General features: G+C 60.7%; 10 protein-coding genes. 5 read left to right on the forward strand and 5 right to left on the reverse strand.

Translation table 11 applies throughout. The features are described from left to right. Positions 1-41: 41 nt before the first annotated feature. From LMG28727_RS24890 to LMG28727_RS24900, 3 genes are all read right to left on the reverse strand, one after another. Positions 42-887, reverse strand: coding sequence for an ATP-binding cassette domain-containing protein (locus LMG28727_RS24890; protein WP_201644961.1), 846 nt, complete (start codon positions 885-887; stop codon positions 42-44). 13 nt (positions 888-900) lie between these two features. Continuing rightward, entirely contained in the window at positions 901-2,070 is a 1,170-nt protein-coding gene (locus LMG28727_RS24895) for an ABC transporter permease (protein WP_201644962.1), read from the reverse strand. Between the two features lie 160 nt (positions 2,071-2,230). Further along, on the reverse strand, positions 2,231-3,277 hold the full coding sequence (locus LMG28727_RS24900) for a sugar ABC transporter substrate-binding protein (RefSeq protein ID WP_201644963.1): 1,047 nt from the start codon (positions 3,275-3,277) through the stop codon (positions 2,231-2,233). A 148-nt stretch (positions 3,278-3,425) separates the two neighbouring features. On the opposite strand from LMG28727_RS24900, the gene LMG28727_RS34590 reads away from it, so the two are divergent. The 5 genes from LMG28727_RS34590 to LMG28727_RS24920 all read left to right on the forward strand — a co-directional run bounded on the left by LMG28727_RS34590 (position 3,426) and on the right by LMG28727_RS24920 (position 6,878). Further along, entirely contained in the window at positions 3,426-3,548 is a 123-nt protein-coding gene (locus LMG28727_RS34590) for a hypothetical protein (RefSeq protein WP_268960542.1), read from the forward strand. 18 nt (positions 3,549-3,566) lie between these two features. Continuing rightward, the gene (locus LMG28727_RS24905; RefSeq protein ID WP_201644964.1) at positions 3,567-4,448 is read left to right on the forward strand and encodes a MurR/RpiR family transcriptional regulator; all 882 of its coding nucleotides are present in this window, start codon (positions 3,567-3,569) and stop codon (positions 4,446-4,448) included. After that, positions 4,441-5,457: an inositol 2-dehydrogenase gene (gene iolG, locus LMG28727_RS24910; protein ID WP_201644965.1), complete on the forward strand. Its 1,017-nt coding sequence runs from the start codon at positions 4,441-4,443 to the stop codon at positions 5,455-5,457. Before LMG28727_RS24905 ends, iolG begins: the two co-directional genes overlap by 8 nt. Further along, positions 5,457-6,518 carry a Gfo/Idh/MocA family oxidoreductase gene (locus LMG28727_RS24915; RefSeq protein ID WP_201644966.1) on the forward strand — a complete coding sequence of 354 codons (1,062 nt, stop codon included), beginning with the start codon at positions 5,457-5,459 and terminating at the stop codon, positions 6,516-6,518. The genes iolG and LMG28727_RS24915 overlap by 1 nt, the downstream gene beginning before the upstream one ends. Positions 6,519-6,650: 132 nt before the next feature. Continuing rightward, positions 6,651-6,878, forward strand: coding sequence for a sulfurtransferase TusA family protein (locus LMG28727_RS24920; protein ID WP_041746333.1), 228 nt, complete (start codon positions 6,651-6,653; stop codon positions 6,876-6,878). A gap of 216 nt (positions 6,879-7,094) precedes the next feature. On the opposite strand, the gene galU is transcribed toward LMG28727_RS24920, so the two are convergent. Next, entirely contained in the window at positions 7,095-7,976 is an 882-nt protein-coding gene (gene galU, locus LMG28727_RS24925) for a UTP--glucose-1-phosphate uridylyltransferase GalU (RefSeq protein ID WP_201644967.1), read from the reverse strand. A 74-nt stretch (positions 7,977-8,050) separates the two neighbouring features. Next, entirely contained in the window at positions 8,051-10,930 is a 2,880-nt protein-coding gene (locus tag LMG28727_RS24930) for a valine--tRNA ligase (RefSeq protein ID WP_201644968.1), read from the reverse strand. Positions 10,931-12,081: the final 1,151 nt, after the last annotated feature.

Genomic DNA, 12,081 nt, shown 5'->3' on the forward strand with positions numbered 1-12,081 from the left:
ATTCCCCGGCACCAGGCGTCGGGCCAGGTCACGCGAATCGATCAGATCGTCGCGCCTTCGAGTTCGCCGATCATCTTCTGCATTTCGGCGCCGCCGGCCATCATGTCGAGCACTTCGTCCTTGCTGATGGTTTCCTTCGTGAAGGTGCCGAGCGATCTGCCGCGATTGAGAATCGTGAACGAATCGCCGATCGGATACGCGTGGTGCACGTTGTGTGTGATGAAGATCACCGAGATGCCTTTCGCGCGTGCCTTGTGGATCAGCTTCAGCACGTTGAAGCTTTGCTTGACGCCGAGCGCCGCAGTCGGCTCGTCGAGAATCAGCACACGTGCGCCGAAGTGGATCGCGCGCGCAATCGCCAGACACTGCTTCTCACCGCCCGACATCGTGCCAATAGGCTGATGCGGATCGCGCACGTTGATGCCCATTTCGGCGAGCTTGTCGCGGGCGGTGATCGCGCTGGTTTCGAGATCCATCACTTTGAGGAAGCCGAATAGCTTCTTCTCCGGCTCGCGGCCCATGAAGAAGTTGCGAGCGACGGATAACAGCGGCACCAGCGCGAGATCCTGATAGACGGTGGCGATGCCGAGATCGAGCGCGTCTTTCGGCGATTCGAACAACACCGGCTGGCCGTCCACCAGATACTGGCCGGAAGAGGGCTGGTGCACGCCGGCGAGGGTCTTGATCAAGGTTGACTTGCCCGCGCCGTTATCGCCGAGCAGGCAATGCACTTCGCCGCGCTTCAGGCGCAACGTCACGCCGCTTAACGCGATGACCTTGCCGAAGTACTTGTAGACGTTTTCTAATGCGAGGATCACGTCATCGCCAGACGCATCGGCGAGGGCGGCCTCATTCTGGACGGGGTTCACAGAGTTCGTGTCGGACATGTTCGTCTCCTCGTTACGACTGCGCGACGCGGCGGCGCACATAGTGATTGAACAGCACGGCGATCAGCAGCATCACGCCGAGGAACACGCGGAACCAGTCCGAGCTGACGTTGGTGTATGTAATGCCGATCTGCACGACACCGAAGATCAGCGCGCCGAAACACGCACCGATTACCGAGCCATAGCCGCCCGTCAGCAACGTGCCGCCGATCACCGCGGCAATGATCGCTTCGAATTCTTTTTGCAGACCACGGTCGGCCGCAGCCGAACCGATGTCGCACACCTGCAGCACCGCGAACAGGCACGAGCAGAAGGCGGTCAGCACGAACAACAGAATCTTCACGCGACGCACTGGCACGCCGACGTTCTTCGCCGCGTTCGCATCACCGCCTACCGCAAGAATCCAGTTGCCAGCGCGTGTCTTAGCGAGCACGAAAGCGCACACTGCCGCGAGGGCGAGCCACCACAGAATCACTTTCGGAATGCCGGGCACGAGCGCATGGCCGTTATCGAGCAGGGTGCCGATGCCGTGGTGCGCGAGCGTCAGGAACAGGCCGCTGAGCGCGACGCCATGAAACAGCGTGTTCGCGAGCCAGTCCTGCTGCGCGAGATCGCCGACCCCGGAGACGATGGTGCGATCCGCGAACATGATCGACAGCGCCAGCGTGAGGCCGCGCAGAATGAACAGGAACGCGAGCGTCACGATGAACGACGGCAAGCGCGTGCGCATCACGAGGTAACCGTTCAACGCGCCGAGCAGCATCGAACCGGCAAACGCGAACAGGATGGCGAGCGAGATCGGCCAGTGAAAATAGACCGACGGAATCGCCACCATCATCCCGGCGAAGCCGATCATCGAACCAATGGAAAGATCGAACTCGCCGGCGATCATCAGCAGACATGCACCGACCGACAGAATGCCGAGATACGCCGACACCTGCGACCAGTTCATCACGCCGTCGAGATTGAACATGCCGGAGCCGCCCGCGCTCAACGCAAAGACGAGAAACACCAGCACCGCGCCGGAAATCGCGGCGAATTCGGGGCGATTCAACAAATGACCGAACCTGGATTCCTTGCGCACGCGCTCGTCGGCATCCGGCAGCGACGTTGCGTCGTTATCGCGCTGCGCAGCAGGATTCGTTTTGACGTGCGGTGGGAAGTGTTTGCCGGCTACACCCATGATGTCTCCTTGGTGCCGGACCGTGTTCGTAGCTAAGCGGAGTTGCGTTGCGGGAACGACAGCCGGTGAAAAGCGCGCGGGCGGCAGACGTCCCGCTGCGAATCGTGTTGACTCGCAGCGTGGCCCGCCGTGCGCGTGACTAACTAGCTAGAGAAAGGAATCAGCGATACTGCCCTGCGTACTTGATAACCTTGTCGAGGTTTTCCTTGGTGATGAAGCCCGGACCCGAACGGATGTTCTTCGGCCCATACGAAGGCGCAAGACCGTAAGTCGCGAGACGTGCCTTGAATTTCGGATTCGCTTCGAGAATCTGGCGGATCTTCACGGGGTCCGTCGTGTGTTCTTTCTTCACGATGGCCAGTACGGCGACCGGAATATAGCCCTGCAAATACGGCTGCTGATCGATTGCGAACTGGATGGTGCCGTTTTGAATGGCTTTGGCGATGTCGTCGGAGAAGTCGAACGTGCAGAAGTAGATCTTGCCCGCGAGACCCATCTGTTCAACCGCTTTCAGCGTGGCCGAAGCCGGGGTCGGTCCAAGCGTCAGGATCGCACCAGTGTTCGGATGATTGCGCAGATACGCGCTGACCTTCGATTGAATCTCGGTCGGGTCCTGACCGGAGTCGATCGTCGAGCTCTTGTAGTCGACGCCGATCGCCTCGGCAAAACCACGGCAACGGTCGAACGACACCGTGTTGGTGGCCAGGTGGTTCACGCACAGAAACGACTTAACGCCCGCCGCTTTGGCCTTCTCGCCGGCCGCTTTGCCCGCCACATATTCGGGTTGACCCACATGCATGATCGCGCCGAGTTGCGCGCTCTGTTCCTCGGTGCCGGAGTTGATCGTGACCAGCGGGATCTTCTTCGCGGTCACTTTGTTAATCGAACTCTTCAGCACGTCGAAATCGGCGATGGTGACGATCACGCCGTCGTAATTGCGCGCGGCAGCCTGTTCGACCAGACGCGCCATATCGGCGATGTCGCCGTTCGGCGGATTGCGGTAATCGGTCTCGACGTTGAAGTCCTCGTCGGCCTGTTTGATCGCGTTCTTGATGGTGTTCCACCACGAGTCCGAATCCGGCGCGTGGCTGATCAGCACGAAGTGGGCATCGGCCGCGCGGGCGGCCGATGCTGCGCCAAATCCCGTCGCCAACGTCAATGCCGCCACCAGAACCCTGAGCGTAGCCTTGCCCTTGGAAAGTCTCATTTGTCTCCACCTTTCTCGGTCTGTCGTTATTAAAGGGAACGTATGGCCGGCGGCTTTCTATCCACATACAACGCGGCATACGTCGCCGATTCACCATCGCTCACGACCAAGAGTAGGTCATCTTCCAACGTGTTGCAATGAAAATTTCATGACAAAGAAAAATGGAAAATACGTTCCATTTGACCGGGAGGCTGCCTATAATCGGCAGCGTCAGAAGGTTGTGCAGCGGGCTTTGCGGACCTTTTCAGGTGGTCTTGCCGCACCGCAATAAAGCGAACGAGAGAGAGTCATGGCGGAAGAGAGCACCGAAGCATTGCCGAGCGTCGACGAATTGATGCAGCGCATCGCAGATAACTACGAAGCGTTGCCGCGTCAGTTGAAGAACGTCGCGACCTATATCGAACAGAACCGCTCCAGCGTCATGGTGGATCGCACCAGCGACATCGCGGCGAGTTGCGGCGTGCATCCGTCGGCGGTGGTGCGCTTTGCACAACGTTTCGGATTTTCCGGTTTCTCCGATTTGCAGGCGGTGTTCAAACAGGCTTACACGGGGCAGGGAAGTTCATCGCCGAGCTATCAGCAGAGGATTCGCAAGCTGATCGACGAGAAGCCCGGTGCGTTGTCCGGCGGGTCGGTGGCGCGCGAATTCATCTCCGCGTCGCGCGGCGCGCTCGAGGAACTGGAAGCAGGGCTCGACGACAGGCAGTTCGACGCTGCCGTCAAGATGCTCCAGCACGCCGAAAACATCTACGTGATCGGCGTGCGGCGGTCGTTTCCGGTGGCGAGTTACATCGTGTACGCATTGCAGCACACGCCCAAACGCGTGCATCTGGTGTCGGGTTTTGGCGGCATGTACCGCGAACAGATTCGCAGCGTGAAAAAGGGCGACGTGGTGATCGCGATCAGCTTCGCGCCTTACGGCAAGGAAACGCAGTATTGCCTGCGCGTCGCGCATCACCATCAGGCGAAAACGCTGGTTATTACGGATAGCCAACTATCGCCGCTCGCCCGTTACGCGACCACGCAACTGTATGTGAAAGAGGGCAGCGCGTTTGCATTCCGCTCGCTGACCAGCACGATCTGTTTGTGCCAGGCGTTGTTCATCGCGCTCGCGTACAAGCTCGAATTGAATGTTGAAGAATCCCAGGACACAGGAGGATACGATGACTGACGCGGTAAAGACGATCGACGTAGCGGTATTCGGCGCCGGGCGCATCGGCAGGATTCATGCGGCCAATCTCGCGCGGCAAAAGGGTGTCCGGCTCAAGTATGTGATCGACGTGAACCGCGAAGCGGCGGCGGCGCTGGCAGCCGAGCACGGCGCGCAAGTCGCGGATATCGACGGCGCGATGGGCGATGCCGCGATCGGCGCTACCGTGATCTGTTCGAGCACGGATACGCACGCCGATCTGATCGTCAAATCGGCCGCGCAGAAAAAACATGTGTTCTGCGAGAAGCCGGTCGATTTGACACTGGAACGCGCCACGCTGTGCGCCGACGCGGTGCAGCGCGCGGGGGTGGTCTGCATGATCGGGTTTCAGCGGCGCTTCGATCCGACCTTCTCCGCGTTGAAGGCGCGCATTGACGGGGGCGAGATCGGCTCGCCGGAAATGCTGGTCGTGACGAGCCGCGATCCGGGTGCGCCGCCGGTCGAGTACATCAAGCATTCGGGCGGCATCTTCAAGGACATGCTGATTCACGATTTCGACATTTTCCGCTGGATTCTCGATGACGAAGCCGACACGCTGCACGCGACCGGCAGTTGTCTGAGCGACCCGGCAATTGCCGACGCGGGCGATATCGATTCGACTGCGGTAACGATCCGCACGAAGCGTGGCCGACTGTGCCAGATCAATACCGCACGGCGTGCCGCGTACGGTTATGACCAGCGTTTCGAAGTACTCGGCAGTACCGGCATGCTGCAGGCGGGGAATGTGCGGCCCACGGAAGTCACCGCGTATTCGAAAACCGAAGTGTCGAGCGACGTGCCCGAAGCGTTTTTCCTCGAGCGCTATCGCGCGGCGTATGCGCTTGAAATCGCGCATTTCTTCGACGCGATCACCCACGGCAAGCCGGTCCGCACCACCGTCGCCGACGGGCTGAAAGCGCTCGAACTCGCTGAAGCGGCGACGCGCTCCTGGCGCGAGGGCCGGGCGATCAAACTCGGCGAGACGGTGTGATGGCCGCGGCTTCGGCTTCTGGAAAGCTTCGGCTGGGCGTGGTCGGCCTTGGGCGTCTGGGCAAGCGGCATGCGGAGAATCTGGCGTATCGCGTGCCTGGCGCGACGCTGGTCGCGGCGTGCAGTCCGGTGGAAGAGGAGCGGGCGTGGGCGCGCGAAGCGCTGCCCGCACCGCGTCTTTACGACGATTACGCGGACCTGCTCGCCGATTCCGACGTGGACGCGGTGTGGCTCGTCACGCCGTCGTCGCTGCACGCGAAGCAGATCGTCGACGCGTTGCGCGCGGGCAAACATGTGTTCTGCGAGAAGCCGTTGTCGCTGGATCTGGCCGAATGCGAGCGCGTGCTGGCCGAGGCCGCGCGCTATCCGCATCTACAGGCAACGATCGGTTTCATGCGACGCTTCGATCCGAGTTACAAGGACGCGTTCGACAAGATCGAAGCGGGCACCATCGGCCGGCCGTTCCTCGTGCGCTCGCAGACCACCGACAAGAACGACACCGACGGTTTCTTCGTGCGTTTTGCGGGCACGTCCGGCGGCATTTTTCTCGATTGCACCGTGCACGATATCGACGTCGCGCGCTGGCTGCTCGGCAAGCCGCGCGCCAAACGCGTGTTCGCGGCGGGCGCGATTGCGCTGCACGAAGGCTTGCGCGAATCCGGCGATGTCGACAATGGCGTGGCGATCTGCGAGTTCGAAGACGGCAAGCTGGCGATGTTCTATGCATCGCGCACGCAGGCTCACGGCAACGACACCCATAGCGAGGTGATCGGCACGGCTGGGGCGCTGGCGATTGGTCACAATCCGCGGGCGAATCGCGTGGAAATATACGACGCGAACGGTATTCGCAACGAATGCACGCCGAATTTTTTCGACCGCTTCGAAGAGGCGTTTCTGTACGAGGCGCGGGCGTTCGTGGCAGCGGTGCAGCGCGGCGCAACCTCGTCCGGGGCTGGGGCGGGCGCGCAAGCTGGCGCCACGCTTGCCGATGCGCTCGAAGCGACACGCATCGGCATCGCGTTGCGGCGGTCGCTGCAAACGGGCGATGCGGTGACGTTGTAGCCGGCGCTAACGGCAGCATCACGGTCGACATCACAGCGGCACCACGGGCGGCTAAACGCCGCCTGCGGTAGAATTTGGCCTCTGTCCGGCGTCGCTCACGACGCCTCGTCCCGAAGGTCATCGTCGATGCAAATTCAGATTCACAAGGAAGTCGATGCGCGCGGGCTGATGTGCCCGCTGCCCATTTTGCGCGCCAAGAAGGCGCTCGCCGATATGGAAAGCGGCCAGATTCTCAAGGTGCTGGCCACCGACCCCGGCTCGCAGCGCGATTTCGCGGCGTTTGCGAAGCAAACCGGCAATGAGATCGTCGAAAGCTCGGCGCAAGACAAGGTGTTCACGTTTCTGATGAAGCGGCGCTGAGCGCGTGTGGGGGGCGGTCCTGGAACACGGGCCGATTGTTACGTAACCGGCCGCGCGCCGGGACACTGACCGGGTTGCGCTCCGTTTAGCTTCAGGTCGCGTGCGCCAGCGGGTCGCGCGTCGTTTGAAAAGAAAAATCGCTGCGCCCGCAGATGCGGGTCACAGCGATTTTTTTATGCCAGCCCACTTTAATCGAGGGCTGCAACGAGAGGCGTTTTAGCCTTCCAGCACCGGCGAGCGGGTGCGCAGATATTCTTCGAAATCGGCGGCCACTTCCGGGTGACGCAGAGCGAACTCGACCGTCGCCTTCAGATATCCCAGCTTGCTGCCGCAGTCGAAACGCGTGCCGTGGTACTTGTACGCGAGAACCTGTTCGTCGGCGAGCAGCGACTGGATTGCATCAGTCAGTTGCAGTTCACCGCCTGCACCCGGCTTGATCGAACGGATGTGATCGAAGATGCGCGGCTTGAGCACATAACGGCCCACCACGCCGAGGTTAGACGGCGCCACGTCCGGCTCCGGCTTTTCGACGATGCCCGACATCTTGATGATTGAATCTTCCCATTCCTTGCCGTCGACGATCCCGTACGACTTGGTTTCGGAGTGCGGGATTTCTTCGACGCCGATCACCGAGCTGTGATAGTGGTCGAACACCTCGATCATTTGCGTCATGACGGGCGGCTTGCCGTACAGCAAGTCGTCCGCGAGGATCACGGCGAACGGGTTGTCGCCCACCAGCTTTTCCGCGCACAGCACCGCGTGGCCGAGGCCGAGCGCTTCCGGCTGACGCACGTAGAAGCAGTCGACATGGCTCGGCTTGATGCTGCGAACCAGTTCCAGCAGCTTGTCCTTGCCCCGCGCTTCCAGTTCGTGCTCGATTTCATACGATTTGTCGAAATGGTCTTCGATCGCGCGCTTGCTGCGGCCCGTGACGAAGATCATTTCGGTGATGCCGGCCGCCATTGCCTCTTCCACCGCGTACTGGATCAGTGGCTTGTCGACGATCGGCAACATTTCCTTCGGGCTTGCCTTCGTAGCAGGGAGGAATCGGGTGCCAAGACCTGCGACTGGAAAAACCGCCTTTGTAACTTTTAGCATGTGATTACCCTGAGTCCTCTGGTTTAGCATTCAGTGCTGCCCGCCCGATAAACAGGGCGGGCACGTAGCGTCGTTCAGACCGGCAAGCGCGCAAGTTGCGCCTTCAGTTTGCCTACTGTCGCCTCGAATTCGGTCAGCCTTTTCTGTTCCTGCTCAACGACTGCCGGTGGCGCCTTTGCAACGAAACTTTCATTTTGCAATTTGGCATTGCATTTGGTGATCTCATTACTTAACCGCGCAATCTCCTTCGACAACCGCTCGCGTTCGACAGCCACGTCGATTTCGACCTTCAGCACGAGCTTGTCATTTCCAACGATAGCAATTGGCGCGCCATCTGCCTGCGCGTCGAGCGTTGCTTCGTCGGCGATGATCTGCACGTCGGACAAACGGGCCAGCGCCTGAGCGTACGGAGCGAAAGTGCGCAGACGTTCCGCGTTGCCGGTGGCGAGCAACGGCACCTTGACCGCGGGCGACAGATTCATTTCGCCACGCAGATTCCGGCACGCATCGATCACCGCCTTCAGGTCGGCCGCCCATTGCTCCGCGTCTTCGTCGATCTTCGACGGCTCGGCGAGGGGGTACGGCTGCACCATGATGGACGCTTCACCCTCGGCCTTGCCTTCGGGATAACGTCCGGCCAACGGCGCCACTTTCTGCCACAACGCTTCGGTAATGAAAGGAATGACCGGATGCGCAAGGCGCAGCACCGTCTCGAGCACGCGCAGCAACGTACGGCGTGTAGCGCGTTGCTGGTTCGGCTGACCCGTCTGGATCTGCACTTTTGCGAGTTCGAGATACCAGTCACAGTATTCGTCCCATACGAACTTGTATAGGGCGTTGGCCACATTGTCAAAGCGATAGTCGGCAAAACCCTTACCGATTTCTGCTTCCACACGCTGCAGACGCGACACGATCCAGCGGTCTGCCGCCGAGAAATTCAGGTGTCCGTCCGGGCCGCATTCGCCGCACTGTTCCGGCTTGCCGAAACCGCAATCGTGACCTTCGCAGTTCATCAGCACGAAGCGGGTGGCGTTCCACAGCTTGTTGCAGAAGTTGCGATAGCCTTCGCAGCGTGCCAGATCGAAGTTGACGTTGCGCCCGAGCGTGGCCATTGAGGCCATCGTGAAGCGCAGCGCGTCGGTGCCGAATGCGGGGATACCCTCCGGGAATTCCTTGCGGGTTTTCTTTTCGATCGACGCAGCCTGCTTCGGGTTCATCAGGCCGGTGGTACGCTTGGCGACCAGCGTGTCGAGGTCGATACCGTCGACGATATCGATTGGGTCGAGCGTATTGCCCTTGCTCTTCGACATCTTCTGGCCTTCGGCGTCGCGCACCAGGCCGTGCACATAAACGGTGTCGAACGGCACTTTGCCGGTGAAATGCGTGGTCATCATGACCATGCGCGCGACCCAGAAGAAAATGATGTCGAAGCCGGTAACGAGCACCGACGACGGCATGAAGTGCTTCAGTTCCGGCGTTTCGTTCGGCCAGCCGAGCGACGAAAACGGCACCAGCGCGGACGAGAACCACGTGTCGAGCACGTCTTCGTCGCGTTTCAGCGAGCCCGTGTAACCAGCTGCCTGCGCCTTCGCACGTGCGTCTTCTTCAGTCTTCGCGACGAAGATTTCGCCGTTGTCGCCGTACCAGGCCGGAATCTGATGACCCCACCAGAGCTGGCGTGAGATACACCAGTCCTGGATGTTTTCGAGCCACTGGTAGTAGGTGGTCGACCAGTTTTCCGGCACGAATTTGATTTCGCCGCTGCGGACCACGTCGAGCGCGGTTTCAGCAATCGATTTGCCCGGGTTGAACGTGCCTTCCGGCGCCGGCTTGCTCATCGCGACGAACCATTGGTCCGTCAGCATCGGCTCGATCACGACGCCGGTGCGGTCGCCGCGCGGCACCATCAGCTTGTGCGGCTTGACCGATTCGAGCGCGCCGAGCGCTTCGAGGTCGGCGACCACCTGCTTGCGCGCTTCGAAACGGTCGAGGCCGCGATATTTTTCCGGCGCGTTGTCGTTGATCTTCGCGTCGAGCGTGAGGATTTCGATTTGCGGCAGCTTGTGGCGCAGGCCGACCTGATAGTCGTTGAAGTCGTGCGCGGGCGTGACCTTGACGACGCCCGTACCGAACTCGCGGTCGACGTAGTCGTCGGCGATGATCGGCACTTCGCGGCCCGACAGCGGCAGCGTGACCGTCTTGCCGATCAGATGCGCGTAACGCTCGTCTTCCGGGTGGACCATCACGGCGGTGTCGCCGAGCATGGTTTCGGGACGCGTGGTGGCGACTGTCAGGTGGCCCGAGCCGTCGGTGAGCGGGTACTGGATGTGCCACAGCGAGCCGTTTTCTTCCTCGCTGACCACTTCGAGATCGGACACGGCGGTGAGCAGTACCGGGTCCCAGTTGACGAGGCGTTTGCCGCGATAGATCAGGCCCTGTTCATACAGGCGCACGAAAACGTCGCGCACGGCGGCCGACATTTTGTCGTCCATCGTGAAGTATTCGCGCGACCAGTCGATCGACGCGCCCAAACGGCGCACCTGATTCGTGATGGTCGAGCCGGACTGCTGTTTCCATTCCCACACACGTTCGACGAATTTCTCGCGGCCGAGGTCATGGCGCGATACGCCTTTGGCGTCCAGTTGACGTTCGACGACGATTTGCGTGGCGATACCCGCGTGGTCGGTACCCGGCACCCACAGCGTGTTTTCGCCGAGCATGCGGTGATAGCGGGTGAGGCCGTCCATGATGGTCTGGTTGAACGCATGGCCCATGTGCAGGGTGCCCGTGACGTTCGGCGGTGGCAGCTGGATCGAGAAGTCTTTTTTGTTCTCTTCGAAGGACGGCGCGGCGTACGCGCGCTTTTCCCATTCGGGGCCCCAGTGGGCTTCGATGGTGTGGGGCTCGAAGCTTTTGGCAAGCGTGGAGGTGGTGTCGCTCGGGGTCTCGCTCATGTGTGTCGATTCGGCTGGTGAATGCAAGGAATGGTTGATTATAAGCGGCGCGTGGCGCTGGGGGATTTTTTGGCGGGTTGTGGGTTTTGGGGGTTTGTGGGGTGGGTTTTGGTTTTTTTGAGGTGTGGGAGCGGGGATGGGTTGTGCTTTTTGGGGTGTGGTCTTTGGGTGTTGGCCTTTCCTTGTGATCACGGTGGTCTATTGGTGTTGCCCCTGTGCGGGGCGGCACTCACTTTCTTTGCCGCCGCAAAGAAAGTAAGCAAAGAAAGCGGGCTCACACCGCCGGCTCTTAAGTGGGTTCCCTGGCTTGGAGGGGGTAGTGGTGCATCTGGAATCAGTGCTTCCGCGCACTCCGCGTTGGTGACAAGTTGCCTGATGGCTGGATGCTTTGGCTAGGAGCCGCCTTGGGTGTGTTCTTTGGGCGTTGGCCTTTCCTTGTGTTCACGGTGGTCTATTAGCACTGCCCCTGTGCGGGGCGGCACTCACTTTCTTTGCCGCCGCAAAGAAAGTAAGCAAAGAAAGCGGGCTCACACCGCCAGCTCTTAAGTGGGTCCCCTGGCTTGGAGGGGGCAGTGGTGCATCTGGAATCAGTGCTTCCGCACACTCCGCGTTCGTGACAAGGCAGTCATTCTTCCGGCGGCGCTGCGCGCCCCGATGCGGTCGGGCACCGACCCGCCAGCCTTGCTGGGCCGGGTCGGTTCCGCAACTCGCAGGAGTTTTTGTGCGGCAACCGCTGTAGGGGCCTGGGCAGGTGGCTCGTTAGGGCCACGCATTCTGGATATTCGAGGGAAAGAAGCGGATTCGAACCCTCAATCGGTTATTAACCTATACGCGCTCTAGCGTTGCCGGCGCCGGGCCGAAGCAGGTGGCTCCCACTCATTAAACGAACCGCTGATTTCCGCGGCTGAACGAACCGCCGGTTTCCGAGGCGGACCCAACCGCGACGCACGCAGTGCGGAGTGGGAGCGGATGACTGCCTGGTCACTGCCGTTTGCTGTGCGAGGGATCGTTCGTTGATCGCACCACTGCCCCCTCCAAGCGGGCCTATCCGTAATTTCGTGGGCGAGGCATATCATGAAGGATGAAGATCATGGATATGCCAATCATGAAGAAGAAACGCACTGTCGCTTCTCAGGCAGCGGCCCGCGGGC

Source organism: Paraburkholderia metrosideri (assembly GCF_904848625.1).
Classification (GTDB): Bacteria; Pseudomonadota; Gammaproteobacteria; order Burkholderiales; family Burkholderiaceae; genus Paraburkholderia; species Paraburkholderia metrosideri.